Source organism: Pandoraea aquatica (genome assembly GCF_902459565.1).
GTDB classification, from domain to species: Bacteria; Pseudomonadota; Gammaproteobacteria; order Burkholderiales; family Burkholderiaceae; genus Pandoraea; species Pandoraea aquatica.
The window spans coordinates 701,862-722,768 of the sequence record NZ_CABPSN010000002.1 but is presented as its reverse complement, the minus strand read 5'-3'; the positions used below and the strand labels follow the sequence as shown (position 1 = coordinate 722,768).

The window sequence follows — 20,907 nt, the reverse complement described above, 5'->3', positions numbered from 1 at the left end:
TCAGGATTGACGAGGCGCAGGCGTCCTCATCGGTGCGGCGATTATAAGCCACACGAAAGCGCCGGCCGCACAAGTCAGGAAGATTGCGTTTTGACCGTAGTGGGTCATCAGAAAACCCCCTAGCGCTCCACCGCAGAAAAGTCCGAGTGCCTGCGTCGTGTTGTACACCCCGACGGCCGCACCCTTGCGCTGTCCCGGTGCGAGCTTCGACACCAGCGACGGCTGCGATGCTTCGAGCACATTGAAGCCCAGGAAGTACACGAACAGCACCACGGCAATCACACCGACCGTCGGCGGCAATCCGCCGAGTGCCACCTGCGCGATGGCCACCAGTGCAATCGCCGAGAGCAACACGGCCTTCATCTTGCCGCGCTTTTCGGCGGCAATGATCGCCGGCACCATCGCGATGAACGACAGCCCCATCACCGGTAGATAAATCTCCCAGTGCTGCGCCACCGGTAATCCGGCCGCGACGAGCATGCGCGGCATCGCCACGAAGAGCGCCGTCTGCGTCGCATGCAACACGAACACGCCGAAGTTCAGACGCAGCAGTTCCGGGTTGTGCAGCACCTCCGAGAACGGCGCAGGCCCGGCCTTGGCGTGGACGGGTGGCGTGGGCACCACCCACAGCACCACGAAAATCGCCAGCACCGCGAGAATGCCGATAGCCGAGAACAAGCCGCTCATGCCCAGCCAGTGATACAGGAACGGCGCACACACGATAGCGACGGCAAACGACACGCCGATGCTGCCACCGATCATGGCCATCGCCTTGGTACGGTTCGCGTCGCTCGTCAGATCCGCCACGCAGGCCATAACCGCCGACGAGATCGCCCCGGCCCCCTGAATCGCGCGGCCGATGATGATCCACGTCAGATCGTGCGCCATCGCCGCCACCAGCGAGCCGATCGCGAACACGATCAGGCCGAAGACGATGACCGGCTTGCGCCCGAGGCGATCGGACGCCCACCCGTACGGGATATAGAGCAGGGATTGCGTCAGACCGTAGATACCGATGGCCAGGCCGACGAGAAAGGTGTCGTTGCCGCCCGGAATCGTCTGCGCGAAGACCGAGAACACCGGCATGATCAGGAACAGCCCGAGCATGCGCAATGCAAAAATCCCCGCGAGCGACGCGCTGGCGCGCACTTCTAGCGGGGTCATGCGGCCCCCTCGGCCGCGTGTCGAGGCAGGAGATGCGGAAGTCACGGAATCAGTCGACATTACGTCCTGAGAGATGAAAAAAGCGCTTGCGGCCTCGGAATTGTCTGATGTTTGCATTCGGACGACGGGGTGAGACGTCCCGCCTTGCGGGTTCGCACACGAGTCCGGTAAGGTCCTGAATGCCCAACAGGCCCGACAGGCCTGGCACGACGGCCGGACGCCAGCCTCTGGAAATCGGGCGGTTCGTCCCCATCTGCCTCCCATGCCGCATCGGCGCCCGAGGCAGCCCGTCAGCAGGGATCAGCCCCGGCAATCAAACTTAGGTATATTAGCAGGTTTAGCCGCCCTGATTTCCCCCCAGCGGCCCGCCCGACCGCTCCCGCCGCCTGCTGCGTCGATGCCCGGCCAACGCCGTGCCGGCGCGGTCCGACGTCCCGGGAAACTCAGGCTCTTGGGGGCCGGAAACCGCCCCGCGACAATTCGCCGCGCGGATTCCTCGGCGACGACCCGGAACCGTCAATGGAAACCATTCGTATTCGTGGGGCTCGTACCCACAACCTCAAGAACGTCAATCTCGACCTGCCGCGTCACCAGCTTGTGGTGATCACCGGCCTGTCGGGCTCCGGCAAGTCGTCGCTCGCCTTCGATACGCTCTACGCGGAAGGCCAGCGTCGCTACGTCGAAAGCCTGTCGGCGTATGCCCGTCAGTTCCTGCAACTGATGGAAAAGCCCGACGTCGATCTCATCGAAGGCCTTTCGCCTGCGATCTCGATTGAACAGAAGGCCACGTCGCACAACCCGCGCTCGACCGTCGGCACGGTCACCGAAATTCACGACTACCTGCGTCTGCTCTATGCACGCGTGGGTACGCCGTACTGCCCCGATCACGGACTGCCGCTCGAATCGCAAAGCGTTTCGCAAATGGTCGATGCCGTGCTCGCGTTGCCCGAAGACACGAAGCTCATGATCCTCGCACCGATCGTCGTCGATCGTAAGGGCGAGCATGCGGACCTCTTCGAATCGATGCAGGCACAAGGCTTCGTACGCTTTCGCATCCGCTCGGGCGGCGGCGCAGCCAACGAAGGCACGGCGCGCGTGTACGACATCGAATCGCTGCCCAAGCTCAAGAAGACGGAAAAGCACTCCGTCGACGTGGTCATCGACCGCATCAAGGTACGCGCCGATCTGAAGCAGCGTCTGGCCGAGTCGTTCGAGACAGCGCTACGTCTGGCCGACGGTCGCGCGATTGCGCTGGAAATGGATACCGACAAGGAACACGTCTTCAGCTCGAAGTTCGCATGCCCGGTGTGCTCGTACTCGTTGCAGGAACTCGAACCGCGTCTGTTCTCGTTCAACAACCCGATGGGCGCGTGCCCGACCTGCGACGGTCTGGGACAGATGACGTTCTTCGATCCGAAGCGCGTCGTCGCCTTCCCTGCCCTCTCGCTCGCGTCCGGCGCGATCAAGGGCTGGGACCGACGCAACCAGTTCTACTTCCAGATGCTGCAAAGCCTCGCGGCGTTCTACGACTTCGAAGTCGACACGCCCTTCGAGGAAATGCCGGAAGAGACGCAGAAGATCGTGCTGTATGGCTCCGGCGAACAGGAGATTCCGTTCACCTACGTGAACGAGAAGGGACGCACGTCGGTACGCTCGCATGCCTTCGAAGGCATCATCCCGAACCTTGAGCGACGCTATCGCGAAACCGACTCGGTCGCCGTGCGCGAAGAACTCGCCAAGTATCAGAACAACCGCGCTTGCCCTGATTGCGAAGGCAGCCGTCTGCGTCGCGAGGCGCGCTTCGTCAAAGTGGGCGAAGACAAGCAGGCGCGCGCCATTTACGAGATCGGCAATCTGCCGCTGCGTGAAACGCTCGGCTACTTCCACGAACTGGTCCTGCACGGCGCGAAGCGTGAAATCGCCGACAAGATCGTCAAGGAAATCGTGGCGCGCCTCACGTTCCTGAATAACGTCGGCCTCGACTATCTCTCGCTCGAACGTAGCGCCGACACGCTCTCGGGCGGCGAGGCGCAACGGATTCGTCTTGCATCGCAGATCGGCTCGGGCCTCACCGGCGTGATGTATGTGCTCGACGAGCCGTCCATCGGCCTGCATCAACGCGACAACGACCGCCTTATCGGCACGCTCAAGCACCTGCGCGATCTCGGCAACTCGGTGATCGTGGTCGAGCACGACGAGGACATGATTCTCGCGAGCGACTACGTCGTCGACATGGGGCTCGGCGCGGGCATTCATGGCGGCACCGTGATTGCGCAGGGCAGCCCGGAACAGATCGAGAGGGCCGCTGAATCGCTGACGGGTCAGTACCTCTCGGGCGCACGACGCATCGAAGTGCCGACCGAGCGTCGCGCACCGGGCGAGGACTATCTGCGTATCGTCGACGCCACCGGCAACAATCTGAAGAACGTCAATCTGGACCTGCCGGTCGGGCTGCTGACGTGCGTGACGGGCGTCTCCGGCTCGGGCAAGTCCACGCTCATCAACGACACGCTGTATCACGCCGTCGCACGCCATCTGTACGGCTCGTCGGCTGAGCCGGCACCGTACGAGCAGATCGACGGGCTGGAGCACTTCGACAAGGTCATCAACGTCGACCAGTCGCCCATCGGACGCACGCCGCGCTCGAACCCGGCCACGTACACTGGCCTGTTCACGCCGATTCGCGAACTGTTTGCTGGCGTACCGCAGGCCAAGGAACGTGGCTACGACCCGGGTCGCTTCTCGTTCAACGTGAAGGGCGGACGCTGCGAAGCCTGTCAGGGCGACGGCGTCATCAAGGTCGAGATGCACTTCCTGCCGGACGTATACGTGCCGTGCGACGTCTGCCACGGCAAGCGCTACAACCGCGAAACGCTGGAAGTCCAGTACAAGGGACGCAACATTTCAGAAGTGCTCGACATGACGGTCGAGCAGGCGCACGAGTTCTTCAAGCCGGTGCCGGTCGTCGCACGCAAGTTGAAGACGCTGCTCGACGTCGGTCTCGGCTACATCCGTCTGGGTCAGTCGGCCACCACGCTCTCGGGCGGCGAGGCGCAGCGCGTGAAGCTCTCGCTCGAACTGTCCAAGCGCGACACGGGCCGCACGTTGTATATCCTTGACGAACCGACCACGGGCCTGCACTTCCACGATATCGAACTGCTGCTTACAGTGATTCACCGGTTGCGCGATCAGGGCAACACGGTCGTCATCATCGAACACAATCTGGACGTGATCAAAACGGCGGATTGGGTGATCGACCTCGGGCCGGAAGGCGGCGCGGGCGGCGGGCAGATCATTGCGCAGGGTACGCCCGAGCAGGTGGCGGCGAGTAAGGCCAGCTTCACGGGCAAGTACCTCGCGCCGTTGCTCAAGCGCGGCAAGTAAAGCTTCATCGGAAAAGGACGCATCACATGGAACCGCGCTCTGGCTGGACTCCGGACCGGAACTTCTGGGTCGAAGCCGCAAGTTATGTCTTCGCGGCGGTGGCCCTCTGGCTGATTCTCAGCATCCACCTGCTGTCGGCCGTATTGGCGGGCATGGTGGTGTATCAGCTTGTCCATGTGCTGGGGCCGCGCCTGCAATTGCGCATCTCCAGCGAGCGGGCACGGCTGGTCGCCGTGGCGTTGCTCGCGGCCGTCATCGTCGCTCTGATGACGGCGCTGGTGTTCGGCATCATCACCTTCTTCCGCAGCGACGCGGGGCACCTCGAACACATCAACGGCCGCATGATGGAAGCGATCGAGCAGGCGCGCTCGCAACTGCCGATGTGGGTGACGGATCGTCTGCCGGCGGATACCGAAGACATTCATCAGGCCGTGACGGAATTCCTGAAGGATCACACTCAGGAGATGTCGCTCGTCGGCAAGGAAGCACTGAACGCGATGGTGCACATCATCGTCGGGCTGGTGCTCGGCGCGCTCGTGGCGCTGTCGAGCGTGCGTCCGGTGCAGCACATGCGTCCGCTGGCCGCCGCGCTCACGCGCCGCGTGACACTCTTCGGCGACGCCTTCCGCCGCATTGTCTTCGCGCAGGTGAAGATCTCGCTCATCAACACGCTTTTCACGGCCATCTTCCTGATCGGCATCTTGCCGTTGTTCGGCATCCATCTGCCGCTGCGCAAGACGATGATCGTGGTGACGTTCGTGGTCGGCCTGCTGCCGGTCGTCGGCAACCTGATCTCGAACACGTTCATCGTGGTGCTCGGTCTGTCGGTGTCGCTGTACGTGGCGATCTCGGCGCTGGTCTTCCTGATCGTGATCCACAAGCTCGAATACTTCCTGAATGCGCGCATCGTCGGCACGCAGATTCAGTCGCGCGCCTGGGAGTTGCTGCTCGCCATGATCGTGATGGAGGCCGCATTCGGGCTACCGGGGTTAATCGCCGCGCCCATCTACTACGGCTATCTCAAGAGCGAACTGGCGGAAAAGAAGCTCGTCTGAGCGACTGACTGCCCACGGCCACGCCCGCTGCTCACAGGCACCGGGCGTGTTTTTTGAAGTGAATTTGACATTTCGTCACCCAATGACATAATGTCAAATCATGAAATCCGCCAAATCTTCCGCCACGGGCAAGCTCGACGAGAACACGCTGCTTCTGCGTGAGGGACGCAAGATCGTCGAAGCGCTCGGTCAGACCTTCGCACCGCTCGTGGAAGTGGTGCTGCACGACCTGACCGATCCCGACCATGCCATCGTGGCGATCGCCAACAATTTGTCAGGCCGCGAGCCGGGCGACGCCGTCACGGAGATGGGTCTTGCCCGTATCGCCGACCCCGCATTCCCCGAAGTTATCGCGAACTACGCCAACCGGTTTCCGGATGGGCGTCCTGCCAAGAGCACGTCCATTGGGCTGAAGAACAGCGAGGGCGAGTACGTCGCCGCCATCTGCCTGAACATGGACATTTCGATGCTGGCGGCGGCTGCTGCGAGCGTCCAGCAACTGGTGAGCGTGTCCAATGAGGCACCGGCCACCGTCAGCGAAACGCTCGCCAGCCGACGCCTCGACGACATCCGCCCGCTGATCGCCGACTTCGCGGCGCAGCGCAACACCACGCCGCAGGGTCTGACGCTCGCGCAACGCCGCGAAGCGATCCGTCTCATCGAAGCGCGAGGCCTGCTGGACCTGCGTCACGCGCATGCTGAAGTAGCGCGCACGCTGGGCGTCGCCCGCTCGACCGTCTACACCTATCTCTCCGACCCGAAAGGTTCCTCATGACTACCCCCACGTTGGCGATTACGTATGGCGATGTCGTCGCCGCTCACGATCGGATTCGCGAAGCGGCGCATCGCACGCCGGTACTCACGTCGCGCACGGCCGACGCCATGACCGGCGCCCGCCTGTTCTTCAAGGCGGAGAACTTCCAGCGCATGGGCGCGTTCAAGTTTCGCGGCGCGTACAACGCGATTTCGCAGTTCACGGCGGAGCAGAAGCGCGGCGGCGTGCTCGCATTCTCGTCGGGCAACCACGCGCAAGCCATTGCGTTGTCGGCGCGCGAACTGGGTGTGCCCGCCGTCATCCTGATGCCGCAGGACGCCCCGCAGATGAAGATCGATGCCACGCGTGGATACGGTGCGGAAGTGATTCTGTTCGATCGCTACAAGGAGGATCGTGAGGCGCTGTCGAAGCGTCTCGCCGAGGAACGCGGCATGACGCTGATCCCGCCGTACGATCATCCGCACGTGATGGCCGGTCAGGGCACGGCCGTCAAAGAACTGATCGAAGACGCCGGTGAGCTCGACATGCTGTTGGTGTGTCTGGGCGGTGGCGGATTGCTCTCGGGCAGCGCCGTCGCGGCGCGCGCGCTCAATCCGAATATCGAGATCTACGGCGTGGAGCCGGAGGCCGGTAACGACGGGCAGCAAAGCTTCCGCAAAGGCGAGATCGTTCATATCGAGACGCCCCGCACCATCGCCGACGGCGCGCAGACGCAGCATCTCGGTCAGTACACGTTCCCGGTGATTCGTTCGCTGGTGGACGACATCCTGACGGTGACCGACGACGAACTCGTGCAGACGATGAAGTTCTTCGCGAGCCGCATGAAGATTGTGGTCGAGCCGACGGGTTGCCTCGCAGCCGCCGCCGCAATGCAGGGCAAGGTCGACGTTCGCGGCAAGCGCGTGGGCGTCATCCTGTCCGGCGGCAACGTCGATCTCGCACGTTTTGCCAAACTTACGCTCGGGGAGGCCGTATGAGCACGCAGGAACGAGGTATCGAATCGGTGAACGTACCGACATTGCAACCGCCGCGAGGCCACTACTCGCACGGCGTTTGCGCGAACGGCTTCGTCTTCGTCTCGGGACAGTTGCCGATCACGCCGGAAGGCGAGCGTCTGGTCGGCGCGCCGTTCGCCGTTCAGGCGAAACAGGCGCTGGACAACGTCGCGGCCATCCTTGCCGCCTGCGGCACGAGCGTCAGCCGACTGGTGCAGGTACGCGTGTACATCACGAACGTCGACGACTGGGGTCCGTTCAACGAGGTCTACGCCGAGTGGGCTGGTGACGCGAAACCGGCACGCTGCGTGGTGCCGGTGCCAGCGCTCAGTCATGGCGTTGCCGTCGAGATCGAGGCGACGGCGCTGGCGGGGTGAAACTTGCGATGAATCCCGGGAATTCGAGGCGAGCCGGTCGATCAGACCGGTACACTTCGCTCTACGAATTCCAAAGTTCATCGAAACATGACGACACCCGATTTCCAGACACCGGCAAGCGCGCCTTCCGATGTCCCCATGTCCCCTCAGTCCGTACCGCTGACTCAGCAGCGCATCGACGACGAACCGCTGCGGCTGGTCACGAGCTTCAACGACATCTTCGTCGTCATCGCTTCATGGCTGCTTTCGTTCGGCACCGTGTGGCTGACGGCCTCGCTGCCGTCGTGGTTGCAGATGCTCATTGCGGCCGCGATCACGTGGGGGTTGTCGGAGATTTTCGTGCGACGCCGTCGCATGGCATTCCCTGCGCTCTGCTTCTCGTTCAGCTTCGTGAGTACGGCCGCCATGCTGGGATTCGGGAACGCGTCGCTGCTGCATCAGGGCGGTGAAAGTGTGCGCGCCTCGATGAGCTGGTGGACGCTCGTCGGCACCTGCGTCTGCACGGCGCTCGGTGCCGCCCTCTTTTGGTGGCGCTTCCGGGTGCCCGCCGTCATTGCGATGGGCGTGGCGGGCGTTGTCGCCGTCGTCTGGGCGCACGTGCTGGTACTGACCGAAAACGACGGCTGGCTGCTGGTGGCGAACGTCGTCGTCGGTCTGGCGATCTTCGTGTGGGCGCTGCGCTGGGATGCGCAGGACCCGCAACGTACGACCATCCGCTCGGATGTCGCCTTCTGGCTTCATCTGCTCGCCGCCTGCATGGTCACGCATCCGATCTTCTGGATGCTTGCACCGAATCACCCCGGCGCGGTGATTGCCGTGTTCGTGCTGCTCACCGCCGTGTCGCTCGCCATCGACCGGCGCGCGCTGATGCTGTCGTCGCTTCTGTACGTCATGAGCGCAATTCTGCGGATGTTCATGACGCCCGCCGCAAATGGCGACGAACTCTACACGCACTCCAGCATGTCTTTGCCCGCCACTGCCGTGATCGTCGGCGGCGTGCTGCTGTTGCTTTCGGTGTTCTGGCAGCCGTCGCGTCGCGCAGTGCTTCGCCTGTTGCCGTCCGCGTGGCGCGCGAAGCTGCCGAACTGACGCGATCCACCGTCGAAAACGAAAAGGCCGCGCCGGATCTTCCCGGCGCGGCCTTTTCTTAGTTCTTTCGCATCACTGAATCGTCACGCGCTCCAGCACCTTCATGTAGTGATCGAGCGGCGGCGTCTGCATGCCGGCGATCTTCGCGCGGTCGTCCCAGCGACGCAGGCGAAGCGCCGCCTCGGCATGCTCGCGTGCGAGAAACGTCTTCGCCTCGTCATCGCTGAACACGCCGCCTTGCAGCGCGAGACTACGCACCGAATCTACCGACAGCTTGCCGTAGTACTCGGGATCGATGGCACACAGGCAACGCTTGGCGTCGACATGCAGACGAATCGGATCGAGGACCGCGTCGCCGAACAGCGGTCTGAGGAACGGCAGTGCGAAGTATTGATGCAGATCGTCGATGCCGCGCTCGGTGGGCGTTTCGCCCTGAAGATTGAGCAGATGGCCGAGATCGTGGAGGAAGCTGGCGGCGACGAGCGCCTCGTCGGCGCCCTCGCTCTCGGCAAGCGCGCCGCTTTGCAGCGCGTGCTCCAGTTGGGTGACGGGTTCGCCGCTGTATGCGATCGAACCGAATTTATCGAACAGGGTGCGGATGTCCGGCAGGCTCAGGGCCATCGTGAGAACTCTCGTTGTCGTCGCGAGAATCGGGGGCAGCCCCGGCAGCGGCCGTCGCGACATCGGCAAACGCCGCCAGTTTCGACGCCTTCGTTTCCTTCGGCGTCTTCATATCCTTGTTGTCCTTCGCTTCCTTCGGCTTGTCGCGCATGCGGCTCTTGCGCAGCGCGCCCGCGTCGTCGAGCACCGGGTACGCCGTCGAACAGAACAGCGAATTCAGTCGCTTCATGTCGCTGATGATGTCCAGATGCAGCGAAGACGTCTCGATACTTTGCACCGACTGGCCCGCCAGACGATTCAGGTGGGTGTACGAATACGCGCGCTCCAGATCGCGGAAGCTCTCCTTCTCGGCCATCAGCCGCTGCGCGCTACGCAGATCCGTATTCAGGAACACCGACAAGCCGAGTTGCAGGTTCGTCACCAGCCGCGCGTGCATGTCGCAAATCTCCTGCAAGCCCGCCTCCGAGAACGACAGCTTGTGCGAGATCTTCTTCTCCTCGACCTCCACCACCATGCGCTCGATGATGTCGCCCGCATGCTCCAGATTGATCGTGAGCGAGATGATGTCCGTCCAGCGGCGGCTGTCCTGCTCGCTGAGGTTTTCACGCGACACGCGCGTCAGGTACATCTTCACGGCGGTGTAAAGATGGTCGACGTCATCATCCAGACGACGCGTCTCTCTGGCGCGCGCCACGTCGTTACTCTTGATGACGTAAAGCAATCCGTTGAGCATCTGCTCGATGAGGTCACCCATACGCAACGTTTCGCGCGTGGCGTTGGAAAGTGCCACGGAAGGCATTTCCAGTGCGCTCTCATCCAGATGTCGGGCACGCGTCACGCCGTCGGCTTCAGGCTTCTCGGCCAGCAGACGCACACACAGACGCGCCATCGGCTCGGTGAACGCGAGGCAGACGAGGCAGCGCACGAGGTTGTACAGCACGTGGAAGTTGACGACGGCCTGCGCAGGGGCGTCCGAGAGCCAGTTCACCAGCATCGGGGCGTAGTCGACAAACGGCAGCACGATCAGGCAGCCGATCAGCTTGAAGATGAGGCTGCCGAACACGACGCGACGGCCCGCCGCGTTCTGACCCGCCGACGTCAGCATCGCGAGCATGCCGCTGCCCAGATTCGCGCCGATCACGAGACACAGCGCCACCTTGAGCGAGATCACGCCGGACGACGCCAGCGTGGCCGTCAGCAGCACGGCGGCGAGGCTCGAATACGACACCATCGCGAAGAGCGCACCGATCAGCGTGTCGAGCATGACGTCGCCGGTCAGCGAGCCAAACAGCACCTTCACCCCGGCGGCCTCGGTCATCGGCGTGGTCGCGCCCACGATCAGTTGCAACGCGAGGATGATCAGCCCAAGGCCGATGGACACACGACCCAGCTGGCCGGCGCGCGTTTGCTTTCGGGAGAGGAAGAAGATGACGCCGAAGAAGATCAGCAGCGGCGAGAGCCAGTGCAGATCGAACGTCAGGATCCGCGCCATGACGGCGGTGCCGACGTCGGCACCCAGCATGATCGCCAGCGCCGGTGCCAACGCGATCAGTCCCTGCGCGCCGAACGACGACACGATGAGTGCCGTCGCGTTGCTGCTCTGCACGAGGCCCGTGACGAGCACGCCCGCCGCGAACGCGAGGAAACGGTTAGAGATGCTGTGCGACAGAATGCGTCGCAGGTCGGCACCGTAGACGCGCAGGACCCCGGTACGCACTATGTGCGTACCCCAGATCAGCATCGCTACGCCGGAAAGAAGGTTAAGCAGTGTCAGCATGCCAGTGTTCCGTGATCTTATTGTCGACGGGACAGGCAGCGCTTCGCGCTGCCAACATGATGCGTGCACCGTTTTACCAAACCGGCATCCCGCGTCAGACGAACACTGGCGTCGGGATGCATGTTAAGTTCACGCGTCATGCGTATCCCCAATCGATACACCGTACACCAATTTGACCAGCGCAACAATCCTGTCATCAAATTGTCACAATTTTTGCGCTGGTTCTGCTACACCTCGTTCAGACGCCCCACGGCAAGGTGAAGGTCTTGGTGTTCGTGAAGCTTTTCATCGCCTCCTGAACGCCTTCCTTGTAGCCCAGTCCGGAGTCCTTGATACCACCGAACGGCGTCAGTTCGATGCGATATCCCGGCACTTCCCACACATTGACCGTCCCGACCTGCAATTCGTTGGTAAAACGCGTCACATAATCAAGCCGGTTCGTGCAAACACCGGACGACAGACCGAATGCGGTGCCGTTGGAGATGGCGATGGCCTCGTCGATGCTGCCGAACGTGATGATCGGCGACACCGGCCCGAAGGTCTCTTCGCGCACCACTGTCATCTTCGGGTCGACTCGGTCGATCACCGTCGGTGAATACAGCGCGCCGTCGCGCTTGTTACCCACCAGCAGGCGCGCCCCCTGCGACACCGCTTCGTTCACACGCGACTCGAACAGACGTGCGGCCACTTCGTCGATCACCGTGCCCATGTCGTTGTCGCCATCGGCCGGGTCGCCGTACTTCCACGCACGGGTCTTCTCGACCACGAGTTCGGTGAACTGTGCGGCGATGTCCTTGTGCACCAACATGCGCTTGACCGCCGTGCAGCGCTGGCCGGAGTTCTTGTACGACCCTTGCACCGCGAGATCGGTGGCGCGTTCCAGGTCGGCGTCTTCCATCACGATCAGCGGGTCGTTGCCGCCCAGCTCCAGCACGATGCGGCGATAGCCCGCTTTGGACGCGATGTACTTGCCGATCGACACGCCGCCCGTGAACGTGATCATGTCGATGTTCTCGTTCGTGATCAGCTCGTCGGCAATCTCCATCGGATCGCCCGTGATCACCTGCAGCATCTCCGGCGGCAGACCAGCCTCGTACAGCGTGTCGGCCAGATAGTAGGCAGAGAGCGGCACCTTCTCGGACGGCTTGAGCACCATCCGGTTATTCGTCGCAATCGACGGCGCGACCTTGTGCGCCACCTGATTCATGGGGTGATTGAACGGCGTGATGGCAGCAATTGCACCCAGCAGCGGCTCGCGCTGCGTGACCACGCGACGCTTCTTGCCGTGCGGCGTGAGATCGCACGAGAACGCTTGTCCGTCGTCTTTGAGCGCTTCACCGGCAGCAAAACCGAGCACGTCCGCAACGCGACCGATTTCGTAGACGGCGTCTTTCTTGCAGAGCCCCGACTCCATCGTGATGATGGCCGCCGCCTCCGCCGTGCGTGCGCGCAACAACGCGGCCGCCTTCTCCAGAATGTTGGCGCGCTCGAAGCGCGTGAGCGTGGAGCGATACTGCTTGGCAATCGAGAACGCGCGACGCACGTCGTCGAGCGAGGCTTTCGGCACGGTGCCGACCAGATCGCCCGAATACGGATTGAACACTTCGATGATCCGTTCGCGGGTCACTTTTTCGCCACCGATGCGAAGCGCTTCGGCGCGGAACTCGGGGTGCAGCTTGTGCGGCGCGTTCATGGGGTTCTCCACTGCGTCTCTAACTGGACAGGGGCCGGGTCGGGCGAGCATTCTGAGGTTCGCTCGACCCTGGCGCTAATGCTCTGCTCTTTGGCTGGACGTGATTTGCACGGGGCTTAAACGTGATTCAGTGCCACATCGAGAATGTCGAAGTTGCGCAGTCGCGCCTTGCCGGGAATGCCTTCGGTCTTGCGATTGAAGAGCAACGGCACCGTCTGCTCCGAGATACCGCCATGCGAGCGCAGCGGCACCGTCAGTCCCGACAGATCGTGGCGGCTTGCGCTGGTGCCCAGCACCACAGACTGATCGCTCACGACCACCAGATCGCCTACGCGGTCGGGCGGCAGTTCGAAACGTGCGCACGCTTCGGCATTCGTCAACACGACCTCGATGCCCGGCAGCGCGGCGATGCGCGCGCGGATGGCATCGCGGTCCGCGTCGTTCGGCAGATAGATCGTGGCGTAGGAACCGAGCGCACCGTGGTGCACCACGTACGGGTCGGTAATCGGCAGGATCACGCGCGCACCGCCCGCTTCAACGCCCTTGCCGAACCAGTCGTCGAGCAGGTCTTGCAGATAGATGACGTTGGGCTGCCCCGTCCTCGGATCGTGCTTTGCGTTCATGCCGTGGTCGGCCGTCAGACCGATCACCGCACCGAGTTCGTCCATCCGCGCGAGGTACTTGTCCATCATTGCGTAGAAGGCATTCGCGCCATCCGTGCCCGGTGCCCACTTGTGCTGGATGTAGTCCGTCGTCGAGAGGTACATCAGGTCGATGTGACGCGTCTCCAGCAGGCGCACGCCCGCCGCGAACACGAACTCCGAGAGTTCTGCGCTGTAGACGTCCGGCACCGGCATGCCGACTAGGTTGACTACGTCTTCGATACCGTTCTCTTCGAGCGTGACCTGATCGGCCTTCTCCGACGAGAAGCAGATGCCCTTCATGCGGTAGCCGAGCAACTTGCGCAGCTTGTCCTTGGCCGTCACGACGGCGAGGCTTGCACCGGCGTCCGCAGCGGCAGCGAACACCGTGCCGGCGCGCAGGTACGCGGGGTCGTTCATCATGACTTCCGCGCCACGGCCGCCGTTGGCGGCCGGATCGAAGAAGTAGTTACCGCAGATACCGTGCACGGCGGGGGGCGCGCCGGTCACGATCGACAGGTTGTTCGGGTTGGTGAACGAAGGCACGACGCAATCGCCCTGGAAGACGGCCCCCTCGGCGAGCAGACGCTTCAAATAAGGCGCGACGCCGGCGGCAGCTGCGGCTTCGATGTATTCGAACTGACAACCGTCGACGCATACGATGACGGTGGGCTGCTTCGGCAGGCGGTACTGACGGCCGTTCACTTGAATCTGTGCGGGCTGGTTCACGTCGGTTCTCCTCAATAACCACTCGGTTGACCGTAAGGGGCATCGCGCTTCGTGCGATGGCCTGCATGCGGCCGAAATATCAACAAGACAAATCCTCGGGGCGTGCGCCTTTGCGCTTAGCCCGCCTTCGCCTGCGGTGCTGCACCCGACGCACCGGGTGCGCGCGCAAGCATTTCGCGAATACGCGTGCGGCCTCGCACCAAGTGGTCGCGCGTGACTTGCGCGGCGCGCTCCGGGTCGCGCGACGCAATCGCACTCACGATGTCGCGGTGCTCACGCTCCGACTTCGGCGGTGCGGACGAATCGCCCGTCAGCGCTTCGTGACGGAACAGGCTCAGTTCCTTGACCAGACGGCGATACGTCTCCAGCAACTTGCGGTTGCCGACCATCTCGACGAGCGCGTCGTGAAACGCCAGGTTCAGTTGGTAATAGCCCTCGCTGTTGCCGGTTTCCACCGCGTGATGCATTGCCTCGACGGATTCACGCAGACGCGTGAGCTGTTCGGACGTGATGACCTCGGCGAGCGTGCGGGCGACGTACTCATCGAGCACACCGCGCAGCGCGTAAATCTCCTCGGCCTCTTCAAGTGAGATGACCCGCACGAACACGCCCCGATTCTTTTCGGTGCGCAGCAGTCCCGCTTCTTCAAGCGCGCGGAACGCCTCACGCACCGGACCACGCGACACGCCAAGACTGCCCGCGACCTCGATCTCGTTGAGCTTGGTCCCGGGCGTGAGCGTGCCTGCCATGATCTGGCGCTCGATTTCATGCTGGACGAGCGTGGTGAGCGACTGGCTCTGCAACAACTCGATTGCGGTGGGCGACGTGGGCTTCGGAGTCATACCGGCCTTCCCTTTTTCAAAACAGTGCTCTGGACATTGATGCCATCGCGCGACACCGGTGCCCTCGCACCGAAACACAAACCGCCGCGCCATCGACGTTTGGCAATTTGTGGCATCACGTGATTATTTTTGTTGTTGACATTCAAGCACAGCAATTTGTAGATTGTCAACAAAACACATCCGACATTGCAGACAGATTTTGCAACACCGTCGGGTCGAGTCGATTGCGGCAACGACAAAACCCTATCTGAATCAACGATTTCCATACTATTGGAGGTATTTGACGAACAGATGACAAAAGCCAAGGGTTTCAAGAAAACGACATAATTTGCCAATATCATGCAACAAATCGCCTCACAGAAGGCTGTCGAGTGTACTTACAACGCGACCCTGATCGCGACCCACAGGAGCCATCCATGAATTCATCCTTGCGCCGTGCCATGCGCGCTGCCGCCGTCCTCGCCGCAGGACTCGTCTGCGCTGCACAGGCCGGTCACGCGCTCGCGAAGACCACGCTGACCGTCTATACCGCGTGGGAAGTCGAGGTCATGCGTCCGTACGCCGAAGCGTTCCAGAAGGCGAATCCGGACATCGAGATCAAGTACGTGCGCGACTCCACCGGCGTGGTCACGGCCAAAGTGCTCGCGGAAAAGGCCAACCCGCAGGCGGATGTGATCGCGGGGCTTGCCGCGTCGAGTCTCGAACTCATCAAGCAGGAAGGCCTGCTCACGCCGTACGCCCCCAAGGGTTTCGAACAGCTCACGCGCGCCTACAGCGACCGCGCAAATCCGCCATCGTGGGTCGGCCTCGACGTGTGGGGCGCGACCGTCTGCTTCAACACGGTAGAAGCCGCCAAGCGCAACCTGCCCAAGCCCACGTCATGGGAGGACCTGGCCAAGCCCATCTATAAGGGGATGATCGTGATGCCCAACCCGGCCACGTCCGGCACGGGCTTTCTCGACGTCACGGCCTGGTTGCAGATGTTCGGCAAGGACGGCGGCTGGAAGTACATGGACGCGCTCGACAAGAACATCGTGAAGTACACGCACTCGGGCTCGAAGCCGTGTCGCGACGCCGGCGCGGGCGAGTACCCCATCGGCATCTCGTTCGAATTCAATGCGCATCGCACCAAAGCGGCGGGCGCGCCCATCGATCTCGTGTTCCCCAAGGAAGGGCTGGGCTACGACATCGAAGCGGCGGGCATTGTGAAGACGACCAAAAAGCTCGACGCCGCCAAGCGCTACATGGACTGGCTCGCGAGCAAGGAAGCCAATGAGATGTACGCGAAGGACTGGGCCATCGTGGCCTACCCGGGCGTCGCGAAGAAGTTCGACACCATTCCGGCCAACTACCCGGACATGCTCGTGAAGAACGACTTCACGGACATCGCGAAGAGCCGCGAGTCGGTGCTGTCCGAGTGGCAGAAACGTTACGGCGCGAAGTCGGAGAAGAAGTGACGACGTGAGGATGCAGCGTGCGGCGCGCATCGATCGCGCCGCACGCGCACTCACGCACACCGGCACAACCATGCAGGAGGTCTCCCGAATGAGCGACGACACGTATCTCCATCTAGCAGGCATCCACAAACGGTTCGATAGCACCGTGGTGCTGCATGACATCCATCTCACCGTGCGACGCGGCGAAATGCTCTGCTTCCTCGGTCCGTCGGGCTGCGGCAAGACCACGCTGCTGCGCATCATCGCCGGGCTGGAGGCGCAGACACAGGGCACGCTGTCGCAAAACGGACGAGACATCTCGTCGTTGCCGCCGATGCAGCGCGACTACGGCATCGTCTTCCAGTCGTACGCCCTCTTTCCGAATCTGAGCGTCGCGCAAAACGTGGCGTACGGACTGACGAACCGTCGCGTGCCGCGCGCCGAGCGCGATGCGCGCGTAGCCGAACTGCTGGCGATGGTCGGCTTGCCCGACGCAGGCAGCAAGTTTCCCGGTCAGCTCTCCGGCGGCCAGCAGCAGCGCATTGCGATTGCACGGGCACTTGCGACCTCGCCCGGCCTGCTGCTGCTCGACGAACCGCTCTCGGCGCTCGATGCCCGCGTGCGCGTGCGTCTGCGCAGCGAGATCCGCGCGCTGCAACAACGGCTGGGCATCACCACGATTCTCGTCACCCACGATCAGGAAGAAGCGCTGTCGATGGCGGATCGCATCGTCGTGATGAACAACGGTGTCATCGAGCAGGTTGGCACGCCCGGCGAGATCTATCAGCATCCGGCCACGCCGTTCGTCGCGGACTTCGTAGGCAAGACGAACATTCTCCCCGCGCGTCTGGGTGAGGCGGGACGCGTTCACGTCGGCCAGTACGAGCTGACGTGCGGCACGCTCAACGGCTGCCGCTCGGGCGAAGACATTCGCGTCTTCTTCCGGCCGGAGGACGTGCGCGTGCGCGATCTGGACGACCTCGACGACAGCGCCAACGTGTTCGACGGCAACGTCGAGAAGATCGAGTTTCTCGGTGCCTTCTCGCGGGTGACGCTGCGCATGCACGCCTGCGACCACGCGCTCTACGCCGACCTCTCGCCTGCGGACATGCAGGCCCTGCAACCGGCCACGGGCGGCGCGCTGCGCTTCTCGGTGCCGAGCGCCGCCGTGCGCGTCTTCCGTCAGGGGTAGCCACGATGAGTTCCTTAAGTTCAGCAGGCTCGACACTGACGGCCGCCCCGGCGTCACCCACGACGGCGGATCGGCCGCCGCCGTCAGCAGTTCGCCCGGTGCGGCTCGCCTCGCACTGGACGGATCGTCTCGCACAGGCATTGCTGCTTGTCGCTGCGGCGGCCGGCGTGCTTTTTCTGCTCGCACCCATGGCCGCGATTCTCGTGAAGAGCGTGCAGGACAACGACGGTCACTTCGTCGGGTTGCGACACTTTCGCGAGTACTTTCACTCCCCTGCGCTCTTCGGCTCGATCTGGAACAGCGTCTGGATCTCGATGGTGACGACCTGCATTACGGTGCCGCTCGCTTTCATCTTTGCGTACGCGCTCACGCGCAGCTGCATCCGCCACAAGACCCTGCTGCGCAACATCGCACTGATCCCGATTCTCGGCCCGACACTGCTGCCCGCCATCTCGTTCATCTTTTGGTTCGGCAATCAAGGGCTGCTGCGTCCGTTCATGGGCGACGTGGACATCTACGGCCCGCTAGGCATCGTGATGTCGCTCGTGAACGCGACGTTCCCGCACGCACTGATGATTCTGATTACTGCGCTCTCGCTCACCGACGCACGGCTCTATGAAGCAGCGGACGCGCTCGGCACCCCCGCACTGCGACGTTTCCTCACCATCACGCTACCCGGCGCGAAGTACGGTGTGATCAGCGCGGCGATGATCGTCTTCACCTACGCGATTTCAGACTTCGGTATTCCCAAAGTCATCGGCGGCGATTTCAACGTGCTCGCTACCGACATCTACAAGCTGGTGATCGGACAGCAGGACTTTTCCAAGGGCGCGGTCGTCGGACTGGTGCTGCTCGTCCCCGTCGGCATTACGTATCTGGTGGACTCGGTCGTGCAGCGCAAGCAGCAGGCGTTGCTCTCCGCGCGCGCTGTGCCGTATGTGCCGAAGCCGTCACGCGGATTCGACTGGCTCATGGCGACGATGTGCTGGGGGATGGCCGCGATCATGCTCGCGATTCTGGGCATGGCAGTGTACGCGTCGTTCGTGAAGTTCTGGCCGTACAACTTCAGTCTGTCGCTCGGCCACTATCGCTTCGGGCTGATCGAAAGCGGCGCGGTGGATTCATACGTCAACAGCTTGCAGATGGCGTTCTGGTGCGCGGTGTGGGGCACAGCGGCGATCTTCGTCATCGCCTACCTGCTCGAGAAGACGCGCGGCATGGCATGGGTGCGCGGCTTCATCCGCATGATGGCCGTGCTGCCGATGGGCGTGCCGGGGCTGGTGCTGGGTCTGGGCTACATCTTCTTCTTCGTCTCCGAGGCGAACCCGCTGCACAACCTGTACGGCACGCTCGCCATTCTGGTGATCGTCAACGTCGTGCATTACTACTCGTCGAGTCACCTCACGGCGGTCACGGCACTCAAGCAGATCGACCCCGAATTCGAGTATGTGTCGGCGTCGCTCAAGGTGCCCTTCTACCGCACATTCTGGCGTGTGTCAGCGCCGATCTGCCTGCCATCGATCATCGACATCAGCCGGTATCTGTTCGTCAACGCCATGACGACCGTCTCCGCCGTCGTCTTCCTTTACTCCGCAGATACGTCGCTCGCGTCGGTCGCCATCGTCAACATGGACGAGACCGGGTCGATCGGACCGGCCGCCGCGATGGCCACGCTCGTGGTGCTCACGTCGATGCTGGTGTGCCTGCTCTATCACGGCGTACAGATCGTGGTGGAACGCTACACGCAGGCGTGGCGGCGGCCGTCCGGCAAGGTGCCGGGCGCGCGTAACGGACACTAACAGCGGACATTAACAGCGGACATTGAAGTTGGTTTTGGTCGCTCACTTGCTGACGTATTTTGGTAATTTCCCCGCTTAATAGGAGGCGGTCATGATTCTCGGTCAGGAACCGATTCTGCTCACCCCCGGCCCGCTCACCACGTCGCCGGCCACCCGACAGGCCATGCTGCGCGACTGGGGTTCGTGGGACGCCCAGTTCAATCGCATCACCGCGTCGCTGTGCCGCGATCTGGTGGACATCGTGCACGGTGGCGACGAGTACGTCTGTGTCCCGCTACAAGGCTCGGGGACGTTCTCAGTGGAAGCGGCTATCGGCACGCTCACGCCGCGCAACGCCCGCATTCTCGTGCCGGATAACGGTGCGTACTGCCAGCGCATTCTGAAGATCTGCCGCTATCTCGGTCGCGACGCCGTCGCCCTGCCCATCCCCGAAGATCAGGCGGCCAGCGCGGCGGCTATCGACGAAGCGCTTTCGCGCGATCCGTCGATCACGCACGTTGCACAAGTGCATCTCGAAACCGGTGCGGGCGTGCTGAACCCGCTGGCCGATATCGCACGCGTTTGCCAGAAGCATGGCAAGGGGCTGATCGTCGACGCGATGAGTTCGTTCGGCGCGGTAGAGATCGATGTGCGCTCGATGCCGTTCGACGCCCTCATCGCCGCGAGCGGCAAGTGCCTCGAAGGCGTGCCGGGCATGGGCTTCGTCATTGCGAAGAAGACCGTGCTCGAAGCGAGCGGCGGCAACAGCCACTCGCTGGCGATGGACCTGCACGACCAGTACACCTACATGCAGAAGACCACGCAATGGCGCTTCACCCCGCCGACGCACGTGGTCGCGGCGCTGCGCGCGGCCGTCGATCAGTTCCTCGCCGAGGGCGGACAGCCGGTGCGCGGCGGACGCTATCAGAAGAACTGCCGTGCATTGGTGGACGGCATGGCGTCGCTGGGCTTCCGTCCGTTCCTCGAAGCCGAGGTACAAGCGCCCGTCATCGTGACGTTCCATGCGCCGACCGACAGCAAGTACGACTTCAAGGCGTTCTACGCGGCCGTGCGCGAGCGCGGTTACATCCTCTACCCCGGCAAGCTCACGCAGATCGAGACGTTCCGGGTCGGCTGCATCGGCGCCATCGACGACAACGAGATGCGTAACGTCGTCACGGCGATCTCGCAGGCGCTGGCGTCGCTGGGCATTCGTCAGGTCGCACCACTCACGCGCGCTGCGTAGGTCGCAATAGGTCCTAGTTCATCGTCGTACGTCGTCTTCTGTCGTATGGCGGCGAGTGACCCCAGCGGTCGCTCGCCGTCGATGATTTAGGGAATCGTCCGAAACTCCGCTTT

General features: G+C 62.9%; 16 protein-coding genes. 10 read left to right on the top strand and 6 right to left on the bottom strand.

Annotation, left to right across the window (positions count from 1 at the left end; translation table 11 throughout):
• Complete coding sequence (locus tag PAQ31011_RS08805) at nt 1–1,164, bottom strand: MFS transporter (protein WP_150575439.1); 1,164 nt, start codon at nt 1,162–1,164, stop codon at nt 1–3.
• Between the two features lie 519 nt (nt 1,165–1,683).
• Between PAQ31011_RS08805 and uvrA the strand changes: the two genes are divergently transcribed.
• From uvrA to PAQ31011_RS08775, 6 genes are all read left to right on the top strand, one after another.
• Nucleotides 1,684–4,548: an excinuclease ABC subunit UvrA gene (gene uvrA / locus PAQ31011_RS08800; RefSeq protein WP_150575438.1), complete on the top strand. Its 2,865-nt coding sequence runs from the start codon at nt 1,684–1,686 to the stop codon at nt 4,546–4,548.
• Between the two features lie 26 nt (nt 4,549–4,574).
• Nucleotides 4,575–5,603, top strand: a complete 1,029-nt coding sequence (locus PAQ31011_RS08795; protein ID WP_150575437.1) for an AI-2E family transporter — start codon at nt 4,575–4,577, stop codon at nt 5,601–5,603.
• 100 nt (nt 5,604–5,703) lie between these two features.
• A complete protein-coding gene (locus PAQ31011_RS08790) occupies nt 5,704–6,378 on the top strand; it encodes a helix-turn-helix transcriptional regulator (RefSeq protein ID WP_150575436.1) in 675 nt (224 codons plus the stop codon).
• On the top strand, nt 6,375–7,355 hold the full coding sequence (locus PAQ31011_RS08785; RefSeq protein WP_150575435.1) for a threo-3-hydroxy-L-aspartate ammonia-lyase: 981 nt from the start codon (nt 6,375–6,377) through the stop codon (nt 7,353–7,355). The genes PAQ31011_RS08790 and PAQ31011_RS08785 overlap by 4 nt, the downstream gene beginning before the upstream one ends.
• Nucleotides 7,352–7,750, top strand: coding sequence for a RidA family protein (locus PAQ31011_RS08780; RefSeq protein ID WP_150575434.1), 399 nt, complete (start codon nt 7,352–7,354; stop codon nt 7,748–7,750). The genes PAQ31011_RS08785 and PAQ31011_RS08780 overlap by 4 nt, the downstream gene beginning before the upstream one ends.
• A 138-nt stretch (nt 7,751–7,888) precedes the next feature.
• The gene (locus PAQ31011_RS08775; RefSeq protein ID WP_150575433.1) at nt 7,889–8,839 is read left to right on the top strand and encodes a hypothetical protein; all 951 of its coding nucleotides are present in this window, start codon (nt 7,889–7,891) and stop codon (nt 8,837–8,839) included.
• A 72-nt stretch (nt 8,840–8,911) separates the two neighbouring features.
• On the opposite strand, the gene PAQ31011_RS08770 is transcribed toward PAQ31011_RS08775, so the two are convergent.
• From PAQ31011_RS08770 to PAQ31011_RS08750, 5 genes are all read right to left on the bottom strand, one after another.
• Nucleotides 8,912–9,460 (bottom strand): phosphonate degradation HD-domain oxygenase, encoded by a 549-nt coding sequence (locus PAQ31011_RS08770; RefSeq protein ID WP_150575432.1) that lies wholly within the window; start codon nt 9,458–9,460, stop codon nt 8,912–8,914.
• Complete coding sequence (locus PAQ31011_RS08765; protein ID WP_150575431.1) at nt 9,420–11,237, bottom strand: Na/Pi cotransporter family protein; 1,818 nt, start codon at nt 11,235–11,237, stop codon at nt 9,420–9,422. Before PAQ31011_RS08765 ends, PAQ31011_RS08770 begins: the two co-directional genes overlap by 41 nt.
• A 238-nt stretch (nt 11,238–11,475) precedes the next feature.
• Nucleotides 11,476–12,930, bottom strand: coding sequence for a phosphonoacetaldehyde dehydrogenase (gene phnY / locus PAQ31011_RS08760; protein WP_150575430.1), 1,455 nt, complete (start codon nt 12,928–12,930; stop codon nt 11,476–11,478).
• A 116-nt stretch (nt 12,931–13,046) separates the two neighbouring features.
• Complete coding sequence (gene phnA / locus PAQ31011_RS08755; protein ID WP_150575429.1) at nt 13,047–14,300, bottom strand: phosphonoacetate hydrolase; 1,254 nt, start codon at nt 14,298–14,300, stop codon at nt 13,047–13,049.
• Nucleotides 14,301–14,416: 116 nt separating this feature from the next.
• Nucleotides 14,417–15,142: a phosphonate utilization associated transcriptional regulator gene (locus tag PAQ31011_RS08750; protein ID WP_150575428.1), complete on the bottom strand. Its 726-nt coding sequence runs from the start codon at nt 15,140–15,142 to the stop codon at nt 14,417–14,419.
• Nucleotides 15,143–15,558: 416 nt separating this feature from the next.
• Between PAQ31011_RS08750 and PAQ31011_RS08740 the strand changes: the two genes are divergently transcribed.
• The 4 genes from PAQ31011_RS08740 to PAQ31011_RS08725 all read left to right on the top strand — a co-directional run bounded on the left by PAQ31011_RS08740 (nt 15,559) and on the right by PAQ31011_RS08725 (nt 20,794).
• Nucleotides 15,559–16,599 (top strand): putative 2-aminoethylphosphonate ABC transporter substrate-binding protein, encoded by a 1,041-nt coding sequence (locus PAQ31011_RS08740; RefSeq protein WP_150575426.1) that lies wholly within the window; start codon nt 15,559–15,561, stop codon nt 16,597–16,599.
• Between the two features lie 88 nt (nt 16,600–16,687).
• Nucleotides 16,688–17,770, top strand: a complete 1,083-nt coding sequence (locus tag PAQ31011_RS08735; RefSeq protein WP_150575821.1) for a putative 2-aminoethylphosphonate ABC transporter ATP-binding protein — start codon at nt 16,688–16,690, stop codon at nt 17,768–17,770.
• 5 nt (nt 17,771–17,775) lie between these two features.
• A complete protein-coding gene (locus PAQ31011_RS08730) occupies nt 17,776–19,569 on the top strand; it encodes a putative 2-aminoethylphosphonate ABC transporter permease subunit (protein ID WP_150575425.1) in 1,794 nt (597 codons plus the stop codon).
• Between the two features lie 91 nt (nt 19,570–19,660).
• On the top strand, nt 19,661–20,794 hold the full coding sequence (locus tag PAQ31011_RS08725; protein WP_150575424.1) for a 2-aminoethylphosphonate--pyruvate transaminase: 1,134 nt from the start codon (nt 19,661–19,663) through the stop codon (nt 20,792–20,794).
• The last annotated feature ends 113 nt before the right edge of the window (nt 20,795–20,907 follow it).